Here is a 23,305-nt window from a genome sequence, read left to right as displayed (position 1 = left end):
ATGGTGCCCAGGGGCGGAATCGAACCACCGACACGGGGATTTTCAGTCCCCTGCTCTACCGACTGAGCTACCTGGGCATTTCTTATCAAAAGTGAGGTCTAAAAATATCGAAAAACCTCTGTCTTGTCAATATCTATTTCGTATCTTTTTAAAAAAGATTTAGCAAAGCTTTAATTGCCTGTCTTACATTGAAAAATCTCCCTGAGTCCCCCTTGTTGCCAAAGGGGATAGCAGGGAGTGTGTGTTTAAAATATGAACCATCAGGTTCGTATATCCAGCTTAAAATATAGCAGGGCTGTGACCATACTATATAGTTCTGCCTATTGCAAGAGCTATTGAGCGCATGCTTCCCATAAGTTTGAGGAACTGTGTTGGTGTCAGCGACTGTGCGCCGTCTGACCATGCTTTCTCCGGCTCAGGGTGCACCTCTATTATAAGTCCGTCTGCGCCGATTGCAACAGCAGCTTTTGAAAGTGGACCAACATATTGCCAGTGACCTGCTGCATGGCTTGGGTCAATGATGATAGGCAGGTGAGATTTCTCTTTGATAACAGGTACAGCGCTGATATCAAGGGTGTTTCTTGTAGCTGTTTCAAATGTTCTTAGTCCCCGCTCACAAAGGATTACGTTTTTGTTCCCTTCTGAGAGGATGTATTCAGTTGCGTTGAGGTATTCTTCTATTGTGGTGGACATACCTCTTTTCAGGAGGACAGGCTTGTCAGTTTTCCCCAGTTCAGAGAGGAGTGCGAAGTTTTGCACGTTCCTTGCACCAACCTGAAACATGTCTGCGTATTTGTATACCATATCAACATATCTCGGGTTTGTGACCTCTGTGACAATGGGAAGCCCTGTTGCTTCTCTGGCTTTTGCGAGTATTTTAAGCCCGTCTTCTTCAAGCCCCTGGAAAGAGTATGGTGATGTACGTGGTTTGAAGGCACCGCCGCGGAGCATTTGTGCTCCTGCCGCTTTGATGAATTCTGCCGTTTTGATGACCCCCTCTTCATTTTCCACAGAGCAAGGTCCTGCTATAACAGGTATGTTTTCACCGCCGAATTTTACACCGCAAACATCGATTATGCTTGGCTCCGGCTTCACCTCACGGCTTGCAAGCTTATATGGTTTGCTGATTGGGACAATGTTTTCAACACCTGCGAGCTGCCCGATAACATTCATCTTGTCTCGCTGACCTGCGATGCCGACCAGTCCGACGACATTGCGCTCTTTCCCTTCGATAACGTGGGAAGAGAAACCCAGCTCTTCTGCTGCCTGAGTGACATTATTGAGCTCTTCCTGTGATGCTCCGATCTTCATTACTACGATCATTTTGATCCTCCGTTTATATTAATTACCTATCATGTCCGAATTTGGGCATAAAAAAAGCCGCATACAGCTTCAAAAGTGAAGCCGCTGCGGCCTGTTTGCATATTTTGTTGTTACAGGTCGGACTTAGACGGCTACACCTTCAGTGTTAAAAAAGAAGTAAAAAAAATAGCCAAAAAAGTTGAGCCCGAAATTTTCCCTGTTATTCATACTGTTTAAATAAACCAACTGAGGTATAGTGTCAACAACAAAAAATTGTTAAACGCCGTCTGGCGATAAAATACTTGTATAAATTGCACGTAAGCTATACATATTATATAGAAAAAGAATTGTAGGTTTTTTTATGGATAAATATATATCAGATATTTTTGATGAGATGAGAGAGACTCAGACAAGGTTTATTGCTGAAGCTGCCCCTGTGCTGATCGCCATCTCAACCGAGATCGCCCAGTGCTTTATTAACGGCGGTAAGCTTATGATCTTCGGCAACGGAGGTTCTGCTGCTGATGCCCAGCATATCGCTGCGGAATTTGTGAACCGTTTTAAGATGGAACGCCCGCCTCTGCCTGCGATAGCTTTCACAACAGACACATCAATACTTACCTCTATTGGCAATGACTATGAATTTAATGACGTATTTATAAAGCAGGTGAGTGCTCTCGGCAACGAAAACGATGTTGTGTGGGGCATTTCAACCAGCGGTAATTCAGAAAATGTTGTCCGTGCTCTGCGTGAAGCAGCTAGGGGCGACATGAAAATAGTGGGCTTTACCGGACGTGACGGCGGAAAGATGAAGGGACTTTGCGACCTTTTGTTTCAGTCGCCATCCGAAAATACTGCCAGAATACAGGAGATACACATAGCAGCCGCACACATAATCTGCCAACTTGTAGACGAGATTATGTTCGGGCGGTTTGCCGGCTGATTTATGTCTTTACTTAGCAGCCTTTGGGGATGTTCCTCCATATGGCACTTTTATAACAACAGACCGAAGGGGCGTGTCAGCATTCTTGTTGCAGGGAACAAGAGGGAATACGACCTTATCATGCAGGAGGCCGAGTTCTTCTTCTCCGGTGTGCGGGTACTTGGTTTTCCTGAGTATACGCAGGATCCTTATGAGGAAGCCCGTGTTTTGCCGGAGGTTTTCGCAAAACGTGCATCCACTCTGGACTTTCTGCTGAACGCTGATGCGAGCTGCATCCTTGTCACTACTCCGTACGGACTTCTGAAATCATTACCACCGAAAGATGTTTTTGCTTCTGCCACAGCGGATATCAAGGTCGGAGGCACATATGAACGGGAAGAGCTCGAATATATCCTTGCCTACTCCGGGTATGTGCATGTGGAAATGGTTGAGGGTGCAGGAGAATATGCATTCAGAGGCGATACGCTTGAGGTTTTTCCCGCAGATAGTGAAACCCCTTGTCTGATAGAATTTTTTGACGATGAGGCGGAGCGGATATCTTATGTTGATATACGTACGAGACGCACTCTCAAAATTGAAAAAACTGTAAGGCTCCTTCCAGCATCAGAAGCTCTTTTTGATGTAGATGACCTCAGGAAATATATAAATGACAGTGATATTTTAGATAAGGTAGAGCTATATGGGAAATATGCCGGATGTCACTGGCTGACCCCCGCTGTGCATAATATGGAAAACCTGATGGACTATGTGAGCGAAAGCTATAATTTTCTGTTCTTTACGGAAGATTACAGGTCGATTTTCACAGATTTTCGTGTGCTCATAGATGATAAAATGCCTGAAGGTGAAAACTTCTGGAACAATAATTTTATTGCACCTTCACGTATGCTTTTTTATATGACCGAAGACAGAGTAAACGTGATGGCGGACATCACAACAGCTGAAAGCGAAGGGACAAGGTATAAAAGCAGCGCCATGCTCTTTGCCGGGAAGAAAGGCAATCTTTATCAGTCAATGTCTGCTGCTATGGATATTATCAAGAGCTACGCAGAAAAATCTTTCCGTGTGATATGTTCTATAGAAAGTGACCGTCTTGCAAAACTTTTCTCTGAGTTTTCAAAGGATTATGCGTTTATACCTGCTAAAGTTGAAAACTATAAAGAGGTGGACAAGGCAGGGCTTTATCTGCATTCAGAAAAATTTCGCGGCGGGTTCATAGATGAGAAGCTGATGCTTGCTGTTTTCACAGATGAAGATATATTCGGTACAGCAAAGAAAAGACCTAAACGCGGTAAAAAAGAACTTTACTCCACAACTATATCTGACCTTGAGCCCGGGGATCATGTCGTTCATGTCGATTATGGTATAGGAATCTACCTTGGTCTGGTGCACCAGAGCATCGGCGGTGTGGAAGGTGATTTTATACAGCTTGAGTATGACAACAGTGAATTTCTGTACGTGCCGCTATCCTCGATAGGGCAGATACAAAAATACATTGGCTCGGAAGGCTCAAGACCGAGAGTCAGCTCTCTTCAGACACAGCAGTGGAAAAAAGTTAAAGCGCAGGCAAAGGCAAGGGCGAAGAAGATAGCCATGGATCTGCTGAAGCTTTACGCCCAGCGGAAAGTAGAGAAAGGTTTTTCGTTTACTGATGACGGAAACATGCTGGATAATTTCGAGCAGTCGTTTGAATATGATGAAACCGATGATCAGCTTTCTGCGATACACGACGTTTATAATGATATGGAATCTGCAATGCCTATGGAAAGGCTTGTTTGCGGTGATGTCGGCTTTGGTAAAACAGAAGTGGCTATGCGTGCCGCATGTAAGGCTGTTGCCGGAGGGAAACAGGTCGCTGTGCTTGTCCCCACCACAGTTCTCGCCAGACAGCACTATATGACTTTTTTTGAACGGTTTAAGGATTTGCCTGTAAAGGTAGACTACGTGAGCCGTTTCCGGACTGCAAGAGATACCAGACAGATACTTGTTGATCTCTCAAAGGGTGATCTGGATATACTGATAGGTACTCACAAAATGCTGTCCAAAGAGATAGAGTTTCAGGATCTCGGACTTTTGATCATTGATGAAGAACAACGCTTTGGCGTGGCACATAAAGAGAAGATTAAAGCTATGCGGAGCAATGTTGATGTTCTGTATCTTTCAGCGACACCTATCCCCAGAACTCTCCAGCTTTCGCTTTCAGGCATAAGGGATATATCAACCATAGATACACCGCCGGTTGACAGGCTGCCCGTTATCACAAAGGTTATCAAGCGTGATGTTGAGGTTAAAAACGCCATCCAGAGGGAGCTTGAACGGGGCGGTCAGGTATTTTTCCTCCATAACAGAGTAGAAAATATTCAAACGGTGGCTGCCGGTGTTAAGAACATGCTGCCGGGGGCGAACGTTTCCATTGCACATGGTCAGATGACAAGCTCGGAGCTGGAAAAGATTCTTATGGAGTTTTATTCGGGCAAAACAGATGTTCTTGTATGTACCGCAATAATTGAAAACGGAATAGATATTGCAAATGCAAATACCATAGTGATTAATGATGCCGCTCACCTCGGGCTGGCACAGATATATCAGCTTAAGGGGCGTGTCGGGCGTTCAGGGAGACGTGGTTACTGTTATCTTGTGGTGGAACAATTTTCGTCTTTGTCGGATGTTGCACAAAAGAGACTTAAGATAATCCAGCAGCTTTCAGACCTTGGCAGCGGCGTGAAGATCGCGTTTTACGACCTTCAACTTCGCGGTGCAGGCGACCTGCTGGGTGCTGACCAGTCAGGATTCATGGTGAAAGTCGGGTATGAGCTTTTTATCGCCATGATAGACGAAGCAGTGAAAGACCTGAAAGGGATAACGAGCATCTCCGCAGATACGGAGATAATTACAGCAATTCCGCATTTTATCCCTGCTGACTATATTGAAGATACTAAGATCAGGCTTGATTACTATCGTAAGTTCTCAGGTGTTGAGGATATGGATAGTGTGCGGGAGCTTTTATATGAGCTTTCGGAGCTTTACGGTGAGCTGAAACCGGAGACTGAAAATCTGGGGCGCATTATGCTTATAAAAAAACTGGCAGGCTTTGCAAATATGGAAAAAGTCTATCTTTACAGCAATAAAGTTAAGATGGTTTTTACAAAAGGGACACCTTCAAACCCTCAGAGAATTATGGACGCTATAGCTAATGCCGGCGCAGGCTCAAAGTTTGACAATGAATTCACCCTGTCGCTGTTTTTCGAGAAAGAGCAGAAAGTCCTTGATAAAACGGTATCTTTCATTAATGAACTTATTAAAATACCCACAGTCTGAAATGTAAATACTCTATTGCAAAAATATGCGTATTTAAGGTAATCTAAGAGGCTATGAAAAAGACAAAAATTTTAATAATCACAATTGTATTATGTTTATCTTTAGTTTCCTGTTTCCCAGGTAAAGCCGGTAAAAAGAACGGGCTTACCGAAGAGGAGATTGCTAATACCTTTGTCACAATTAACGGCGAAAGGATTACAAAAGACGAGTATGAGGCATTTATCTCATACAGCAACTCTGTTATGGACACAGAGACAAGAACCAATCCGGCTGTTGTGGAAGCGCTCCACAAGGATTTCATAGAACACAGACTTCTGCTGCAAAAAGCTGTGGCAGAAGGCGTTGTCGTTGATGAAGGGAAATTTAAAGACATTGTTGAGTCCTTTCAGACTATCAAAGGGCAGAAGATGCTGAGTGAGTTTGAAAAACAGCTTAATATGAATTTTGATTCACTGAAAGAGCTCCTTAAACAACGCATAATAATAGGCAAATTTCTTGAGAAGATTGCTGATTCTGATATAGATATTAGCGAAGAAGAACTGAAGGCATTTTATGAAGAGAAGAAAAATGAACTTAATGCCGATGTTTCTGCTCATATACAGCATATTGTAACATACGAGGAGAAGGCAGCGCAAAACGCCCTTGGACTTATCAAACAGGGGATACCTTTTTCAGAAGTGGCAGAGAAATTCTCTGTAGCTCCGGAAAAAGAGGCTGGCGGAGACCTTGGGTTTATCAATGTTAACGAATATCCGGATATCTTTAAAGAAGCTCTCGCCCTGAAAACCGGACAGGTCAGCGGAATAATGAAGTCTGACTACGGTTATCACATCTTTAAGCTGCTTGAAGTGCAGAAGAAGTCCGGTATTAGTTTTGACACACTTAAAAAGAAGCTTTATGCCGAACTTTACGGTATAAAGCAGGAAAATAAAGTAAGGGAATATATCGATGACTTGTATCAAAAATCTGAAATTATCTATCCTGATACTGTTGCTGGCAGCGGCAGTTAGTGCCAATGCCGAAATTATAAACAGGGTCTACGCTGTTGTCGGGGAAAAAGTCATTACCCAGTACGAGCTTGAGACACTTAACCCGAAAAGACTTCAGTATATCTACAAAAACTTTGAAGGCGATAAGCGTGAAGAAGAACTGAATAAGTATTATGTAGCAGCTCTTGATATGCTGACTAACAACTATGTTATCGAACAGGCAGCAGCCAGAGAAGGTGTTCGTGTCTCCAGCAGAGAGGTTGATGGGGCTGTTAAAGAGATTATTGAAAAGAACAGCATCGATGAAGATAAACTCTCTGAGCTCCTCGCTGCTTCCAACCAGACAATGGAACAGTATAAATGGAGCATAAAAATAGACATCCTTAAAGCAAGGCTTATGAGCACTGTGTTCAGACCTAAGATCATAATAACAGAGGATGATATCAAAAAATATGTTGAAGCCAATGCCGCAGCACTTGAGCTTTCTGATATGTATGAACTGCGGATCATGACTGTTGACAACAAAGAGCAGCTCGATAAGGCTCTTGCGGATTTCAAAGATACCGGTGATTTTCGTTCAACTGTTATGAAATTTTCCACATCCGGCAATGCAGATAACGGCGGCTACTTAGGCTGGGTTGAGCTTGCATTTCTTGATGATGAGATCAGAAACACCATAGCAGGAAAAAAAGGGCTTACTGAACCATTAGAAGACCATGGCTCATACCGTGTTTTCTACGTAGAAGGCTTTAAGAATAAAGACAATGTAACAGGCGACAAAAGAGACAGCATCGTGAAAACTCTTCAGGAAGAAAGATCAAAAGAGATTTTTGATAACTGGCTGGCAGAAAAGAGAAAAGAAATACTCATCCAAAAGAAATATGCGTATTGATAAACTACTGAAAGTTCTAATGCTTATAAAACGCCGCACTGTTGCAAACGAAATGGCGGATGAGGGATTTGTCCTGCTGAACGGACGCTCTGCTAAACCGAGCACGAAGGTTAAAGCCGGCGATCTCATTGAACTGGACATGTGGAATTACTACAAAAAACTTGAAATTGTGGAAATTCCGTTAAAAGGTTCTGTGCCGAAGAAAGATGTCGATAAATATGTAAATGTCTTAGAATACAGGACAAAAGAGTAGATTCATCCGGAGTTGAAAAATGTGCGGAATTGTTGGATATATAGGTAATAGAAAAGCTTCTAATGTCCTTATGGAAGGTCTTTCAAAGCTTGAATACAGAGGATATGACTCTGCCGGGCTTGCTCTGCTTGAAGCAGGCTCCATACACACTGAAAGAAGCGTCGGTAAGCTTATTAATCTGAAAGAACAGATCAGCTCCAGAAATTTCACTGCTAATATTGGCATAGGTCACACCAGATGGGCAACCCACGGTAAGCCGTCCTTTGAGAATGCACACCCACACTGTTCCGAAGGACTTGCTATAGTTCATAATGGAATAATCGAAAACTACCTTGAGCTTAAAACTATGCTGAAGGAGAAAGGGTATATCTTTCACTCTGAAACAGACACAGAAGTAGTAGCTCACCTTATAAAATCAAACTATGACGGCGACCTGAAGGATGCGGTACAGCATTCTCTCAGGCAGATCATAGGTTCTTACGGACTCGCTGTAATAAGTATGTCAGAGCCGGATATGCTTATAATAGGCCGGAAAGACAGCCCGCTTGTGATCGGTATTGGCGACGGAGAGATGTTTGCAGCAAGCGATATCCCCGCAGTGCTCTCATATACACGAGAGTTTGTATTTCTGGAAGAAGGCGACCTTGCAGTTTTAAAAAAAGACAGTTTTGTCATTTATGATAATGACGGTAAATCTGTTAACCGCGAAGTGAGAATGATAGACTGGAATCCTGTGATGGCAGAGAAGGCAGGCTATAACCACTTCATGCAGAAAGAAATATACGAACAGCCCAGAGCAATTATTGACACTATAAGGGGGAACTATTCCCTTGAAAACAGCAGTGTCAGCTTCCCTGATTTTAATATTATTAAAGATGCGGTTAAGGATCTGAACAGAATAGTTATTGTCGCATGCGGAACGAGCTGGCATGCAGGACTTATTGCAAAATTTTACATTGAGAAATTTGCAAAGATGCCTGTAGAGGTAGATATCGCTTCTGAGTTCAGATATAGAAGTCTTGTTATTGATGAGAAAACTCTTTTTGTCGCCATTACTCAGTCCGGTGAGACAGCGGATACCCTTTCCGCTCTTCGGGTTGCTAAAAAGATGGGCGCAAAAATTATGTCTGTCTGCAATGTTGTCGGATCATCTATATCCAGAGAGTCCGACAGTGTTATATATACACATGCAGGTCCGGAGATCGGCGTTGCTTCCACAAAGGCATTTACAACTCAGGTGATAAGTCTGTTTATGTTTGCTATGTTTCTGGGACAGGAACGTAAAATACTTTCCAGAGATGAGTGCGGAAGATATCTTGCCGAAGTTGTGAGGCTGCCTGAAGTCATAGAAAATGTTCTTAGCAAAGATGACCTGATCCTTTCTCTCGCAAAGCAATTTAAAGATGCAAGCGATTTTCTGTATCTTGGGCGTAACGTTAATTTCCCTGTTGCGCTGGAAGGAGCTCTGAAACTTAAAGAGATTTCTTATATACATGCTGAGGGTTATGCAGCAGGTGAGATGAAGCACGGTCCGATAGCGTTGATAGATAAAACTCTTCCTGTTTTTGTCCTCTGTCCTAAATCTTCAGTTTATGAAAAAGTTGCTTCAAATGTTGAAGAAGTCAAAACCAGAGATGGCATCGTTATCGCTGTGGTGACAGAGGGTGACGAAGGGCTGAAAGACATATGTGACTATATGATAGAGATTCCGGATATTATTGAAGAGCTGTCAGTTTTTCCCACAGTAGTGGCAACTCAACTATTTTCTTATCACTGTGCACACCTCTTGGGGCTGGATGTTGACCAACCCAGGAATCTTGCCAAGTCAGTTACAGTAGAATAATCCGTGTTGATAATGTTGTGTTTTGTGTGTAGGTAAAATAAAGTCTGCAAATTGTAATATAAGTTGGAAAGCTGATAAACAAGTCGGCAAGTAGTAAAATATATTGGAAACTACGCATTGCGGAAACGCTGTTGTGTTCGTTTAAAATATGCCACCATTTACAATGCATAACCAACTATCATATAAGGTAATATTTTATACGTTGCATAACTGAGTTTTAAAGACTTACTTTTATGCCACTTATGAGTAAGATAATGGACACATTTATTTCCAACTAATTATACTGAATAATAATGAGCTTGCTCAGAATAGTTACTTTCGGACTCTATACTAAGGTTTGTTGGTTAATGTATTTGACAGTAATTTATCTGCGAAAAGCTTTCAGATTTTATTTTACCACAACATTTTGTGTGTTGGTAAAATAAAGTTTGCAAGTAGTAATATAAGTTAGAAAGCTGAAAAATATGTCGGCAAGTGGCTAAATAAAATGTAAAATTACATTTTAAGTGTTACGCTTGTATTATGGCTACAATATTCGACGAAAAAACAATACTTAAACGCATAGCTGAAGGACGCGGCACAGGCGAGTATGAAAATTATAAGCCTTGGCTGACTGTCCGTGATGTGCCTTCCTCTCAAAGCAGGTCTAATAGGCCTCTCGGCTGGAAAACACAAAGAGAACACCATCTCCTTTCTGATCTTGAATACTACTATTTTCTGTTTCTTGAATGGCATGATAACATCTTGGATATTCGAGAGCAGTACCCGCTTGATCGAGATGAGACAATCAAAATAGCAAATGAAACTGGCCTTAGACACCCTTATATGCACGATACATATCAGGTTATGAGTACTGACTTTTTAGTACTGTTGAAAGACGGTAGTTATGCTGCAAGAACGGTTAAGGAAGCTAAAGATCTGGAAAATGAGAACGTAATAGTAAAGTTCAGCATTGAACAGATATATTGGCAGAGGAAAGGTATTAGTTGGGGCATAGCAACTAGAAACGAGATAGATGATATATATGCTAAAAATCTCGAAATCGTGCATCCTGCGAAATATGCCCTAGAAGAATATAATAACACTCAAGTCATTAATTATATAATCAAGCGCCTATCTACATCGAAATCCACAGTGGATGCTATATTAGAAGAAACCGATGAAGTTTTTGGCCTTGAAATAGGCACGGCTCTTTTAATTTATAAGAGTTTGATAGCGAACAAGATCGTTTCAATTGATATGTTTCAGAAGTTCAATATTGGCATCTCAGCAGACGAAGTAAATATCATACTTGACGTCAAGGAGAAGATGGCATGATCGCTGTAAATCAAGTACTTATATCTGACACCGGCGATACTATTCGTATTCTCTGGATAGAAGAGGATTATAGTAAGGCTTTTGTTATAGACATCGATGGTAATTCCTTTCCAGTAATGATGATGATGCCTGAAATAGAAGAGTATAAACCTATTACAGATCAATACAGTGCCCTTGTAGAAGGAGAATTCACAGAAAAAGCTGAGTCTATAAGAGACAAGAGGTGGGAAATTATCAAAGATCTGGTTAATAAAGTGCCGGATATCTTTAATCGAAGTCTGCGTGGTAAGTTGGTTGCGGGTGTTGTCAGTAAGAAAGTGTCGTCAGAAAAATATATATACGCATACCTCAAGCAATACTGGCAGAGGGGCATGACCAAGAATGCATTGGTACCTGATTATCATAACTGTGGAACAGGGAATCGTAGTGCAGATGCAAAGTTGCCTGGTAGAAAACCAAAGAATGCTAACAGGATCCAAAGCATTAAGATTACACCTGAAATAATGAAAATATTCATGACAGTTTTCAGAGAACGTAACAAAGACGCTGATAAAATCAGTCTGCAGAAAGCATACGAGAATATGCGAAACGAGTATTTTGCAGATGAAATCAGAAAGACTGAGGGGACTCAATATATACCATCTTACAGGCAATTTGTAAGAAGATATAATGAAGAATTCGGACTTGAGGCACAACTAAGGGCTGTTAAGGGCGACAAGGCTTATGAGAAAGACCATAGACCTATTCTAGGGAATTCAACACAAGAAGCTTATGGACCAGGTTCAAAATATCAGATTGACGCTACTGTTGGTGATGTATATCTAGTTTCAGAGTTCAATCGAAAGAAAATCATAGGCAGACCAGTAATATATTTCTGTGTTGATGTATTCAGCCGTATGGTTGCTGGTATGTATATCGGTCTGGAAGGACCTTCAATGGCCGGAGCTAGTATGGCTATTATCAACTGCGGTGAAGACAAGGTCGAGTTCTGTAAAAAGTATGGCGTTGAGATAGAGAAAGAAGACTGGCCTGTTGAGAATCTGCCTGCAACCTTTCTCGGTGATAATGGCGAAATGAAAGGTATAACACCTGAAAATATGATAAGGAATTTTGGTATTAAAGTTCAAACTACGGGGACTTATAGAGCTGATGCCAAAGGTATTGTTGAAAGGTTTTTCAGGACTATTAATGAAAAAGTTAAACCTGAGTTGCCTGGGTTTGTGATGCCAGATCATAGGCAAAGAGGTGGAGAGGATTACAGGCTTGATGCCAAGATGAACTTAAATGAATTTATAGCGTATCTTATACCTAAGATAATCCTGCATAACCGCACCATAATAAATAGATACCCATTCGATGATCAATTGGCCAAAGCGGATATAATGTTTAAACCAAAAGATCTTTGGTCATGGGGAATAAAGAAGAGAGCTGGTCTTTTAAGAGAGGTTGATCTCGAACAACTAAAAGCATCTCTGCTTTTTCACAAAAAAGCTTTGGTGACTGAAAGTGGTATAAGGCACCATGAAGACCTCTTCTATACTTTTCCAATCGCTATGCAAGAGGGGTGGTTTGTACGTAAAGAAGGGAAGAAATCAGTTAAAGTTGATTTAGCTTATAATCCTAGAAACCCACGTGAAGCTTATGTTTTTTATAAGAAAAAGTATCACAGAGCTTACCCGACTATGGACTCAGATATACTCAAATATAATCTTGAAGATTATGTGTTCTATCAGGAATGTTTAGAACATCAAAAAGCTATGGACGAGAGTAATGCTCTTCTTGATAGCCTGAATGCTCATGAACAGTCTAAAAAAATATTAAGTGAAGCAAAGGCTAAAGCTGACAAAGTTATTCATACTGAAAGCAAGACTAAAAGGACAAAGGAGATTAGAAGCAATAGAGCTTTGGAAAAAACTTTTCAGAGACAAAAAGAAAATGATGTGGCATCAGAATCAAATCAAGCTGAGGTTATTAGCATAAATCGCAAAGAGCCTGACAGCTCCAAAAAGGCTATGGCTGACAAGCTTCGTAAATTAAGAAATAAGAAGTTTAACAGAGGTGATTAAGTTTAAAAAAGCTAAGTATAAAAAACAAATTCCGACACAATATAGGGGTAATCCTTTGATTGAAGCCCTACCGCCAATCAAAGATGGAGATACGCTAACTCTTGAGATGCTCAAAGAGCCCTACTATAAAAAGGATGAAATAAACCAGCCACCAGAGATTAAGCAATATTCGCTGAATAAGATTTTTGCCTATTTTCATCCGCTTGATATGCATATTGAGTACGCATACAAGATAGACATGATGATAAGAGAGGGGTATGTTGGCAGGAATCCAAGAGAAAAGATCAACCCTGCTTTGTCTGCAGAGAATCCTCTGGATAATTCAACTGATTACGATTCTGTAAGAAGTACTGCATTCGTTGGTATCTCTGGAATAGGAAAGACGACTGCCACTAAAAGAATTCTTGGATTATATGACCAGGTTATTCTGCATGATAGACCGGATAACTGTCTTCAGGTAGTTTGGCTTAAGATAGAGTGTCCTCATGATGGTTCATTAAAGCAGCTTTGCATCAGCTTTTTCCTTGAAATGGATAAAATTCTGAAAACGGATTATCACGCCAAGTATGCCAAGCCAAGAAATTCTATTGAAGAGATGTTAGCAATGATGACCAAAGTTGCCTCAATACATCATCTTGGCATATTGATAATTGATGAGATACAGAATCTTAGCGAAGCAAAGTCTGGCGGTGCTGAAAAAATGCTAAACTTCTTTGTAAGTCTGAATAATACCATCTCTGTTCCAACGCTTCTGATAGGCACACTTAAGGCTAAGAAGCTTTTTCAAAAGGATCTGAGACAGGGGAGACGTTTGGATGGCAAGGGAGGAATGGTATGGGAGCGTCTTGAGTATGATGAGCTATGGGATGTTTTCGTTGAAGGGTTTTGGGAATATTGTTGGGTTAAGAATCAGCCTGAGCTTACTGAAGATATTCTCGAAACCTTATATAAGGAGAGTCAGGGGATTATTGATGCTGCAATGAAGATTTATGCTTTGGCTCAGCACTCTGCTATTATGGACGGTTCAGAGACGATAACAAAGGAAAGTATAAAGATTGCCGCCAAGAAAGGTTTGGTCTATATGCGCCCTATGCTTGATGCTCTTAAATCAGGCAACATTGAAGAGATTATCCAGTATAGCGATATCATCCCAATGAGCTTTGATGAAATAAAGTCAAAATATTTTTCAACAACAGCAATATTAAGACGTAATATTAAGCAGGAAGAGAATGAGAAGGCTGAGTTTGATGAAAAAGTCTATAAAGCTATAAACTCTCTGGTTGCAGATGGAATAGATTATGACCTGGCAGAACCGGTTGTTGAGGAAATTGCTAAGAAGAATCCAAGACTGATTGCCACAGAGCTATCATATAAGGCACTTAGCAGGATCAATAAAAAAACAAAGAAACCTGATAAGACAACATATTCAGAAGATATAATACAGCTCAGTTTATATAAGGAAGCAAAAGAGTCTGAAAGAACAGTTTATTCCTTATTCACAGAGAACGGAATAACGCTAAACCCATTAGGAGATTTTAAGTTGGGAAAAGATGCTTAAAGTACTTTCCTGAGCCTTATGAAAACGAACTTCTCTACAGTGTGGTAGCCAGATATCATAGGCATACAGGGAATACTTCAACTAAGGATACTCTTGAAGAGCTTTTCAATAGCAGGAAAGTATGCGCTGTTTATGATTTGCCTGCTCATGTAGATACTCTTGTCCAAAACCTGAGAAACACAGGTTTTTCATTCACCTCAAAGGAACTTATTTATAATAATACTTTATTCCCTCTTTTTAGGCATTTTGTCAGTACTATTAAGGCTAAAAAGGCTTATGACGATATGCGTGGAGCAAAAGGGGGCTCAATACATACCCGCTTGGGGATTATGGCTGGTAATGTCAATGTTATCCAATATTTTAAATTTTGTTCAGTATGTAATGATGAGTCCATCAGAAACTGTGGAGAGCTGTATTTTAACCGTCTGCATCAACTATCTACGGTTCATTTTTGTCCGATGCACGAAATACCTTTGCGAATTTCTGCTGTACCAGTGAAGCAATATAATAGGCATCAGTTTATTTACCCTGATATCTCTCTATTAAGAGTAGGTGTCGTTAATTCGTACTCGCTCAACGATAGTAAAGTGTTGATTCAGGTTGCCAAAATTTATAAAGAGCTTATTGAGTGTAGGGTTGATCTTTCAGGAATGGACTTCAGGGCAATGTATTTATCGTTGTTGGATGATATTGGATTTATTAAAGGTAATAACTCTGTCGCGATTAGTAAATTACTTCCTGAATTTAGACGCTATTTTGGAGAAAGCTTACTCACTACGCTGTATTCAGCAGATATTGATAGCTGGCTGACTGCAATTATCAGAAAACATAGGAAGACATTTCATCCAATCAGGCATATTTTGATGATACTGTTCCTCTCTGGTTCACTTTCAGAGTTTATGTGTTACCAGCCTCGTAGAGGTATTGTCCCTCAGCAGACAAGATATAGCCTCCTCGCGCACGATACTGTTTATCATGATGATTGGCTCGCATTGCAAAAAGAAATGCCTGAGAAGTCCAAAAATGACCTTCGAAAGCTTTCTCCAAAAGTTTACGTCTGGCTTTATCGGAATGATAGAGACTGGCTTATGGAACATTCACCTCTTAAATTGATCCCTGTTTCAGAAGAGGATCGTGTGGACTGGGCTGAAAGAGACAAGTCGATTGTTCGAGAGGTTGTTATCGCTATAAAAAAAATTAAATCATCTGAAAAGCCATTTTTAAGGATAACCACTAGCAGAATTGGTAAAATGATTGGTAAACTAAGTGTTATTGAAAAGCATCGGGATAAGCTTCCTGAAACAGCTGAACTACTATCAAGGTTAGTTGAGAGTATTGAAGAGTTTCAGAAACGAAAGATCATGAGCGTGGTTAAGAAAATGGTCGTTGAAGGTTTGCCTTTATATGAGTCGCATGTTTACAGGCGAGCAACAGTTGCTAAAGGGCGATCAATAGAAGTAGATAATTTTCTGATAAGGTTATTGAGTGATCTTGATTTTTCAAATGGTTCAGGCGAGCAGATGATTTAATGGAGTTTTGTGTAAATGCAGGCATATCGCTTTTTTAAGCCCGGACTTGGCAAAGAGGTTGAAGTTTACTGGGTTGGTAGTTTTTGGAAAACAAGAACGAACAAGTGGAATGTAAATGTTTATTTATTTGATGGTATGCAGATAATTCAGGGGTACCTTCCTATCGGGGCTATGCCATTTCTCGCAATAGGTGCCAAAGTGGATGATGGTTATTTACGTGGAAGCATGGCATCTGAAGACAATGGAGAGCTTAGAATCAACAACCTCGCTCAAGGCAACCTCATCAACTTTGGACAGTTACCGAGGAACCTTTGTTCCTATTATGGTAATCAGCATCTATCCAGAGAAAAGGTTTATAGTTATGTTTGTGATAATAAGACATATTTCATACCTCAGTCTGAAATAGTAAGGGCATTTCTAACTACGAATACTACATTTGCAAACAGTATCATTGCTCCTGAAGGACTGAGCTTTCTAATCTCCAGTTACAATATTGTTGGAGATAAACTTAATGTCGAATTGTCAAAAGAATATCCAAAACAACTGCTTACACACGGGAATGTCATACATCTTATGTCTGTATACTTAAAAGGCAGCTTGAATGATCTATGGTGGAGCGTTTTTAGGAATGCGTTAACAGATTCTAGTGCGAAGAAAATGTTTGATATTGTGCCAATGAAAGGCGTCAAACTTCAGTTTAAATATAAGCAATTTATGAATTTTGTGCTAGTTAAGGAAATACGGGATATCAGCGGCTTAAGACCGCCTTTTAATTCCCTCAGTTACACACATCCCGCTGCTGTCGAGAAATCCGGTGATAAAGAAGAAGAAAAGAGACGAATACCTAAAGGAAATAAGGATCATAGGAATTTAGATCATACTACATCCCCTGGTTTTGACAGTAATAGAGATGCTGTATGGCACGATAGTATACATATTAAGATGCATTTTCGAGGGATTAAGGCAGAACATGTAATGAAGCAATCGGACAATCCTAGAAAACACATTAAGAACGTCAGCACCAGTACAAAAATTTCTAAATATACTCTTAGAAATTACATTGGGGATGGTAAGGGGAAGCCTATAGAACTGCAAAACCTTAGTGTACTGCCTGAAGATATAAATATTGCTGGTCTGGAGAAATTCCTTAGAGCAGTTGCATATATTGAGAAACACACTAGTGCAAGAGTTCACAACGCCACAGTCGTGCCTCTTGCTGGTGAATCTGCTTTCGTCAGAGTTGGTGAGAGCCCAAGAAATTGTGCTGTGATTTTTGTGGAGGAATCAGTCATTCTAGAATTTGGCAGACCAGATAACTATCCTATTTCGACTTTGATAATAAACAAGTATGACAGTTCAATCATTGAAGATGACATAGGTAAGCTTATAGCGTCAGTGATTGAGAATAATGGGCATTGGGATGCTTCTTTTTTGAGTGCTTTTCATTCTTTTAGCTATAAATTTGCAAAACACAGCAGGAATGACACACCTGAAAACTGGGGGAGCAGGCTTTTACAGAAGATGTGGATTTAAAGGAAACTGATCTTTTGGTAATTTATGGATATAATATTTTTTGATTCTGAAGTTAAGCTTTGCTCAAAGGTTGCTGTTGACGATTTCGTATTAAATGGGTTATAATTAGTCCATGAATATAAATAAAAAAATCTTTAAAAATAAAGAACTTAACTTTAAAAGTGCAGATTGCATGATTCTAAGTGATGATTTAGGCCACTTGATTCGCTTGTCTCTTGCGGGGCAAATTGATGAAGTACGTTTATTGGTGGCTAGATTAGTTAGGAAGTATCGAGATGAAAACCCAGAACTTGCAAATAAGCTTAACGAATATCTAAGAGCCACTCCTTATAAACGTTCTATGATGAGAAAAGGGGCCTCAGAGGTTGAGTTTTTTTCATCAATTCCTTCAGATGAAGAAACGAAGCTAAATCTTCTCAAGACGTATGAAAATCCTGGAGAAAACATTGCTCCGTTGTTTACAGAAAAACTACAGTATCAGCTAGGCCAATTAGTTAAAGAACGTATGCATGTTGATAAATTGATGACCAAGGGCTTGATTCCAGCCCGTTCTGCAATTTTTACAGGCCCTCCAGGAGTTGGGAAGACGCTTGCTTCTCGTTGGATTGCTTCACAATTAGGCTTGCCATTATATGTCTTAGATTTAACAACAGTTATGAGTAGCTTACTGGGTAAAACTGGAGCAAATCTGCGATCCGTACTTGATTTTGCAAAAGCAAATTCGTGTGTTTTACTTCTTGATGAAATTGATTCTATAGCGAAAAGACGTAGTGACGATTCAGATATTGGAGAGCTTAAAAGACTTGTTACAATAATATTGCAAGAAATAGAAAACTGGCCAGGCAATTCTCTCTTACTTGCTGCAACAAATTTCCCAGATTTATTAGATCCTGCCATATGGCGTAGATTTGATGTAGTCGTAGATTTTACTATGCCTAGTAGTTTGGAACTTAATAAAGCAATTGAACTGTTCAGCGGTGATGATAAGGAGCTAATAATAAAATGGAGAAGCGTTTTAGAGATTGTCTTAAAAGATAAGTCCTATAGTGACATTGAGAGAAGTATTTACCAGTTGCGGAGAGCGAATGTGTTAAATAACGAAACTTTTCTAAGCTCTATAAGTGATCTATTAAAAAACGCATTGCCAACACTGTCTAAAGGAGATGCTATTGAAATAGCAGTTAATCTTGCTAAAGAAAATGTCGCATCGAAAAGAGCAATTGCAGACATGGTAGGTATTAGTAGAGATACTGTCGCCAAATATCTCAAATTAAAATCTTAGGAGGATAAGTACATGGCACAACCAAATTTTTTAATTGGACGAGGCGAATTATTGACTGCCAATATTCCTCCTATCAAAAGAAAAATGGAAGAAAAAGATCCATTGTATTCCTTTGTAGAAGCGAAAAATGTTTTAATTCCGCAAATATCTTCTGTTACGGAAGAACTGAACAAACTGCCAGATTTGGCTTGTCCTGATGATATGGGAGTAATGAGTATGATATTAAACCCATCATTTATAGCAAAAACTACTTATCCTAAAGCGTTTTTCAATGCAGTGAATATAGTTCCTATCGGCAGTAGGAATATTAGTCTTGTTCCTAGAAAGACTTCAAAGAAAACAGGTCCTGGTGAAGAAGAGACCACTACTGAGATATTTGTTGCGGGTAAACGGTCAATTTTTAGGAAATTAAGTGAAACCATATCTGGTTTTGATGAAAATTCAAGAGAGGCATTGCATTTTACTAGATTTGAAAGGATTGAAAGCTTTAGTGCATCTATAGATATTCAAACTAAGGACTCTGATATTGAGTACTTTGAGGTGGCTATACATATGCTTCCTAACGACGATTCTGTACATATTAAATCGTCTTTTCGGGAATATGCTTCCAATCTTGGGATTGAGGTATATGATGACCTTAGTTTTAATGCTGGGACTTTATGGTTTGTTCCTATAAAAGGTTTTGTAAACAATATTGAAATATTATCAAAGTTTATTTTCATAAGGATGATGAGAAATATACCTAAGTTGCGTGGTTTTCGCCCAATACAGCGAAATAGCGGGGTTTCACTTTCTTGCACATTACCTAAAGAAGCTCCGATGTCATCTCTGCCGCGTGTTGCTATTCTGGATGGTGGCCTTCCTGAGCAACATGCCCTTGGCCAGTGGGTAAGGTCTTATACAAAACTAGATGAAGATTCTGATGATATAGATGGTGGACCAGATCACGGTCTCGGTGTTACATCTGCTTTTTTATTTGGCCCCATTGAGCCAGGTGAAACTGCGAAACGCCCATTTTCTTATGTTAACCATTTAAGGGTCTTGGATAGCAAGTCAGAAGAGGAAGACCCTTTGGAACTATATAGAACGTTAGGACTTATTGAACAGGTATTATTGTCTAGACAATATGAATTTGTGAATTTGAGTCTTGGTCCTGATTTACCTATTGAAGACGGAGAGATACATACATGGACAGCGGTTCTCGATGACTTGCTGAGTGATGGTGAAACCATTATGACTGTTGCTGCAGGCAATAATGGTGAATATGATAGAGATTCAGGAAATGCGAGAATACAAATCCCATCTGACTGCGTAAACACTCTTTCTGTTGGGGCTGCTACAAGTATTCAGAAGGAGTGGTCTAAAGCTTCCTATAGTGCATTTGGACCAGGTAGGCGACCAGGTTTTATTAAACCTGATATTTTGGCGTTTGGGGGATCTCCAAAAGAATATTTTCATGTGGTATCTGCAGAAAAAGGCTTACATATTACTCCAGAGCTTGGTACTAGCTATGCTTCTCCATTCGCTTTAAGGAATGCAGTAGGGGTGCGTGCTATTTTGGGAGATGATTTGTCAGCATTGGCAATAAAGGCTCTTTTGATACATTCTGCAAAGAGCTCTGAACATGACAAGCAAGAAGTTGGTTGGGGTAAATTGCCTGAGAATATCATGGATATTATTTCATGTGATTCTGGGGTTGCTAGAATTGTTTATCAGGGGACCCTGAAGCCAGGTAAGTTTATAAGAGCTAAACTGCCAATACCAGAATCTGGTTTAACTGGTAAATGTAAAATCAAGGCGACATTTTGTTATGCTTCTCCAGTTGATCCGCAAGATGTGGGGGCGTATACCCGTGCATCTGCATATTCCGGTGTAATTGGACACTGAATCCGGAAATGACTGGACAGTGTTTCCGGTTTTGATTGGACAGTTTGAATTCAGTTAATCTTCCTACTCCTTTTAAATATCTAAATGTCCATCTTTGGTCAAGCGTTCAGTGGTAAATCTATTCATTTTTCATGTTAACAGAGCTCTGTTCTTTCTCTTTTCTGAGAGAGTCGCCGGTAAGCTGTAAGTGCTCTGCGTTATGTACAAGCCTGTCACAGATAGCGTCAGCGATAGTATGGTCACCTATAATGTCATGCCATTTATCAACGGGTATCTGAGTAGCGATAATAGTGGATCTGACGGAGTAGCGGTCTTCCATGACCTCAAGGAAGTCCTTCCTCTCGTGGTCGTTCAGAGTATCAAGCCCCCAGTCGTCAACGATCAGCACATTTACTCTGGAAAGCTGAGTGAGTACCTTTACATAAGTACCATCTGTTCTGGCAATCTTAAGTTCCTGAAGGAGTCTCGGCAGTCTGACATAGAGGGACTTTATTCCGTTTCGACATGCGCTGTTGCCGAGAGCACAGGCGATATAAGTCTTTCCTACGCCAGAGGCACCGGTGATTATGATATTCCTGTGTTTGCGCACCCAATCGTTTTTACCAAGTTCCAGCATCATCTGCTTTGTAATGTTTCTGCCGTTCCTGTACCGGATGTCCTCTATGCAGGCTCCGGGATACCTGAGTTTAGCTTTCTTTAGAAGCAGGCAGAGTTGTCTGTCTTCCCTGTATAGTGACTCATGCTCCAGAAGGATTCTCAGCCTCTCCTCGAAACTGAGATCATCAATCTCCGGCATCTTCTGCTGTAGTTCATACGCCTGTATGAATCCTTTAAGTCTGAGCTGTGTCATCATTTCCGTTAGTTCCATCTTTAGTCATCTCCTTTTATACGATAGTACTCATTGCCCCTGATATTCTCATGGACAAGATTTTTTCTTGGTTCAGGTTCAAGGTAGTGTATTTTATCCAGACCTTTTTCAAGGATAGACTTGATGCTCTTGTATCTGACAGTGCCGCTCTCCAGAACCATACGGCATGCCTTCTCAAGTCTTTCCGGCTGGTAATATTTCGAAAGCTTAATGACACCCATACAGCTCTTGTAAGCCTGTTCCGGAAACTGCCTGCTGTCAATAATGGCATCTATTGCTTTGGCGGTGTACGCTCCTGCGGCCTTTGATGCCCACTTATTAATTCTTTCAGGCGTCCAGCCTGAAGCAACGAACTGATGGTTGGGCGGCATGTGGGCTTTAGAGGTAGCGTAGTAGCCATACTTAAAAGACCTGGGGTGTGATGCTATGCATTTATTCTTATGTATTATCTGAACTATCCTGCTGTTGTATTTGATATCTACAGTTTCACCCATAAGCCGCCATGGGACACTGTAGTGAGTATCTCCTACCTGCACATGATAGTTGAAGCTCACCTTGGCCTTCTTCCAGCTGTACTGTTCGAACCTTTCAGAGGGAAGTGGTTTCAGCGCAGGCTGGTCTAATCCTTTGAACAGCTGTCTGCGGGATGACTTCATATGCTGCATGGGTCTGGCGTTAAGATTTACAAGCTCTTCCGCCACTGCGCTGTTGAGTTCCTGTATGCTGTTAAATGTGTGGTTACGGAGTACAGCAAGGATACGGCGCTGAACGTTAAGTACGCCGTTCTCTACCTTCCCCTTATCCTTTGGTTTACCTGGTCTTGCGGGGACAACTGCTATGCCGTAATGCGCTGCCATGTCTGCGTAGCCGGGATTTATATCAGGGTCGTAAAAGCATGGGGACGTTACTCCGGACTTAAGATTATCCGGCACTATGCATTCAGGAACGCCGCCGAAGAAATCGAACATCTTTACATGGGCTTCTATCCAGAACTCTTTCGTCTGGTCAGGAACACATACCGCATAAGTGTATGAACTTGCTCCTAAGGTCGCTACAAAGAGATCTACTGATGTCACCTCGCCTGTTATTGGATTTACGATCTCAGGCTTGTAACCGGAGAAGTCTACAAATACCTTCTCGCCTGCTTTATGATTAAACCGCATCGTCGGATTAATCTTTTTACTCCACTGCTGATAGTGGTAAGAGAATTGGGAACGGCTGTAGCCTCCGGGATTCTCACGGATATACTCTTCCCAGAGAAGCTGAAGAGTCACCCCTTTCCGCTTAAGCTCTTTGCAAAGATACTCCATATCCGGCATGGGGCGGGAGTATACGGGCTGATCTGGTTCCTTGGGGTAAAAGATTGACTCAAGCTCCTCATCCGGAAGCTCGGCAAAGGTTTCATAAGGAATGCCTGAATCTATGTATTTGTTGATGCATCCGCCTGCTGTCGTCGGTGATACATTACAGGCTTTGGCTATCTGACGGTTGCTGAGACCGCCTAAGTCATGAAGGCGGATTACTTCACGAAGATATTTCATTGTTAACCTTCCTTTCTTGTGTCGTCGCATCTGTCTCTCCTGTTTTTGAGACAGATTCTATAGGCTCGGAAGATTAACGTAAAATTCAATTCAAATCATAAAACGGGACACAAATGTAAATCCGGTAGCTGCGCTTAAGTGTCCAGTCATTTCCGGATTCACTGTCCAGTCAATTCCGGATTGAGTG

At 40.8% G+C, this 23,305-nt stretch carries 16 protein-coding genes, 1 tRNA gene and 1 pseudogene; 14 read left to right on the top strand and 4 right to left on the bottom strand.

Annotated features, from left to right (window positions below; translation table 11 throughout):
* Position 1 precedes the first annotated feature (1 nt).
* Both DACET_RS01310 and aroF read right to left on the bottom strand, forming a co-directional pair.
* Positions 2–77 (bottom strand) — tRNA-Phe (locus DACET_RS01310).
* Positions 78–306: 229 nt separating this feature from the next.
* Positions 307–1,323: a 3-deoxy-7-phosphoheptulonate synthase gene (gene aroF / locus DACET_RS01305; protein ID WP_013009607.1), complete on the bottom strand. Its 1,017-nt coding sequence runs from the start codon at positions 1,321–1,323 to the stop codon at positions 307–309.
* A 340-nt stretch (positions 1,324–1,663) separates the two neighbouring features.
* Here aroF and DACET_RS01300 point away from each other — a divergent pair, with 340 nt between their 5' ends.
* The 14 genes and pseudogenes from DACET_RS01300 (at position 1,664) to DACET_RS01240 (ending at position 20,709) form a co-directional block, all read left to right on the top strand.
* Complete coding sequence (locus DACET_RS01300) at positions 1,664–2,245, top strand: D-sedoheptulose-7-phosphate isomerase (protein ID WP_013009606.1); 582 nt, start codon at positions 1,664–1,666, stop codon at positions 2,243–2,245.
* Positions 2,246–2,248: 3 nt separating this feature from the next.
* Positions 2,249–5,560 carry a transcription-repair coupling factor gene (gene mfd, locus DACET_RS01295; RefSeq protein ID WP_013009605.1) on the top strand — a complete coding sequence of 1,104 codons (3,312 nt, stop codon included), beginning with the start codon at positions 2,249–2,251 and terminating at the stop codon, positions 5,558–5,560.
* 53 nt (positions 5,561–5,613) lie between these two features.
* Positions 5,614–6,570, top strand: a complete 957-nt coding sequence (locus DACET_RS01290; RefSeq protein WP_013009604.1) for a peptidylprolyl isomerase — start codon at positions 5,614–5,616, stop codon at positions 6,568–6,570.
* Positions 6,509–7,441: a peptidylprolyl isomerase gene (locus tag DACET_RS01285; protein ID WP_013009603.1), complete on the top strand. Its 933-nt coding sequence runs from the start codon at positions 6,509–6,511 to the stop codon at positions 7,439–7,441. Before DACET_RS01290 ends, DACET_RS01285 begins: the two co-directional genes overlap by 62 nt.
* Entirely contained in the window at positions 7,431–7,694 is a 264-nt protein-coding gene (locus DACET_RS01280) for an RNA-binding S4 domain-containing protein (RefSeq protein ID WP_013009602.1), read from the top strand. Before DACET_RS01285 ends, DACET_RS01280 begins: the two co-directional genes overlap by 11 nt.
* 19 nt (positions 7,695–7,713) lie before the next feature.
* Positions 7,714–9,537 carry a glutamine--fructose-6-phosphate transaminase (isomerizing) gene (gene glmS, locus DACET_RS01275; protein ID WP_013009601.1) on the top strand — a complete coding sequence of 608 codons (1,824 nt, stop codon included), beginning with the start codon at positions 7,714–7,716 and terminating at the stop codon, positions 9,535–9,537.
* Positions 9,538–10,059: 522 nt separating this feature from the next.
* On the top strand, positions 10,060–10,854 hold the full coding sequence (locus tag DACET_RS01270) for a heteromeric transposase endonuclease subunit TnsA (RefSeq protein WP_013009600.1): 795 nt from the start codon (positions 10,060–10,062) through the stop codon (positions 10,852–10,854).
* Positions 10,851–12,920, top strand: coding sequence for a DDE-type integrase/transposase/recombinase (locus DACET_RS01265; protein ID WP_013009599.1), 2,070 nt, complete (start codon positions 10,851–10,853; stop codon positions 12,918–12,920). The genes DACET_RS01270 and DACET_RS01265 overlap by 4 nt, the downstream gene beginning before the upstream one ends.
* A complete protein-coding gene (locus tag DACET_RS01260) occupies positions 12,913–14,478 on the top strand; it encodes an ATP-binding protein (protein WP_013009598.1) in 1,566 nt (521 codons plus the stop codon). Before DACET_RS01265 ends, DACET_RS01260 begins: the two co-directional genes overlap by 8 nt.
* A gap of 14 nt (positions 14,479–14,492) precedes the next feature.
* Positions 14,493–14,942, top strand: a pseudogene (locus DACET_RS16625) (TniQ family protein); the annotation flags it as partial.
* The gene (locus DACET_RS01255; protein ID WP_283804962.1) at positions 14,937–16,007 is read left to right on the top strand and encodes a TnsD family Tn7-like transposition protein; all 1,071 of its coding nucleotides are present in this window, start codon (positions 14,937–14,939) and stop codon (positions 16,005–16,007) included. The pseudogene DACET_RS16625 and the gene DACET_RS01255, both read left to right, overlap by 6 nt.
* 15 nt (positions 16,008–16,022) lie before the next feature.
* Positions 16,023–17,540, top strand: a complete 1,518-nt coding sequence (locus DACET_RS01250; RefSeq protein ID WP_013009596.1) for a hypothetical protein — start codon at positions 16,023–16,025, stop codon at positions 17,538–17,540.
* Between the two features lie 112 nt (positions 17,541–17,652).
* Positions 17,653–18,822: an AAA family ATPase gene (locus DACET_RS01245; protein WP_013009595.1), complete on the top strand. Its 1,170-nt coding sequence runs from the start codon at positions 17,653–17,655 to the stop codon at positions 18,820–18,822.
* A 12-nt stretch (positions 18,823–18,834) separates the two neighbouring features.
* Positions 18,835–20,709 carry a S8 family peptidase gene (locus DACET_RS01240; RefSeq protein WP_052293489.1) on the top strand — a complete coding sequence of 625 codons (1,875 nt, stop codon included), beginning with the start codon at positions 18,835–18,837 and terminating at the stop codon, positions 20,707–20,709.
* 118 nt (positions 20,710–20,827) lie between these two features.
* On the opposite strand, the gene istB is transcribed toward DACET_RS01240, so the two are convergent.
* On the bottom strand, positions 20,828–21,577 hold the full coding sequence (istB, locus tag DACET_RS01235; RefSeq protein ID WP_013009594.1) for an IS21-like element helper ATPase IstB: 750 nt from the start codon (positions 21,575–21,577) through the stop codon (positions 20,828–20,830).
* Positions 21,578–21,579: 2 nt separating this feature from the next.
* Positions 21,580–23,148, bottom strand: a complete 1,569-nt coding sequence (gene istA, locus DACET_RS01230) for an IS21 family transposase (protein WP_013009593.1) — start codon at positions 23,146–23,148, stop codon at positions 21,580–21,582.
* Positions 23,149–23,305: the final 157 nt, after the last annotated feature.

It is taken from the genome of Denitrovibrio acetiphilus DSM 12809 (assembly GCF_000025725.1).
GTDB classification, from domain to species: Bacteria; Chrysiogenota; Deferribacteres; order Deferribacterales; family Geovibrionaceae; genus Denitrovibrio; species Denitrovibrio acetiphilus.
This window is presented reverse-complemented; position numbering and strand designations above follow the sequence as displayed.

Bases quoted from the DNA above. Each gene is read 5' to 3' on its own strand.
- DACET_RS01270 (WP_013009600.1), top strand. From the start codon at position 10,060: ATGGCTACAATATTCGACGAAAAAACAATACTTAAACGCATAGCTGAA.
- DACET_RS01265 (WP_013009599.1), top strand. From the start codon at position 10,851: ATGATCGCTGTAAATCAAGTACTTATATCTGACACCGGCGATACTATT.
- istB (WP_013009594.1), bottom strand. From the start codon at position 21,577: ATGGAACTAACGGAAATGATGACACAGCTCAGACTTAAAGGATTCATA.
- DACET_RS01290 (WP_013009604.1), top strand. From the start codon at position 5,614: ATGAAAAAGACAAAAATTTTAATAATCACAATTGTATTATGTTTATCT.
- DACET_RS01285 (WP_013009603.1), top strand. From the start codon at position 6,509: ATGACTTGTATCAAAAATCTGAAATTATCTATCCTGATACTGTTGCTG.
- aroF (WP_013009607.1), bottom strand. From the start codon at position 1,323: ATGATCGTAGTAATGAAGATCGGAGCATCACAGGAAGAGCTCAATAAT.
- DACET_RS01245 (WP_013009595.1), top strand. From the start codon at position 17,653: ATGAATATAAATAAAAAAATCTTTAAAAATAAAGAACTTAACTTTAAA.
- mfd (WP_013009605.1), top strand. From the start codon at position 2,249: ATGTCTTTACTTAGCAGCCTTTGGGGATGTTCCTCCATATGGCACTTT.
- DACET_RS01240 (WP_052293489.1), top strand. From the start codon at position 18,835: ATGGCACAACCAAATTTTTTAATTGGACGAGGCGAATTATTGACTGCC.
- DACET_RS01255 (WP_283804962.1), top strand. From the start codon at position 14,937: ATGCACGAAATACCTTTGCGAATTTCTGCTGTACCAGTGAAGCAATAT.
- istA (WP_013009593.1), bottom strand. From the start codon at position 23,148: ATGCGACGACACAAGAAAGGAAGGTTAACAATGAAATATCTTCGTGAA.
- DACET_RS01250 (WP_013009596.1), top strand. From the start codon at position 16,023: ATGCAGGCATATCGCTTTTTTAAGCCCGGACTTGGCAAAGAGGTTGAA.
- DACET_RS01300 (WP_013009606.1), top strand. From the start codon at position 1,664: ATGGATAAATATATATCAGATATTTTTGATGAGATGAGAGAGACTCAG.
- glmS (WP_013009601.1), top strand. From the start codon at position 7,714: ATGTGCGGAATTGTTGGATATATAGGTAATAGAAAAGCTTCTAATGTC.
- DACET_RS01280 (WP_013009602.1), top strand. From the start codon at position 7,431: ATGCGTATTGATAAACTACTGAAAGTTCTAATGCTTATAAAACGCCGC.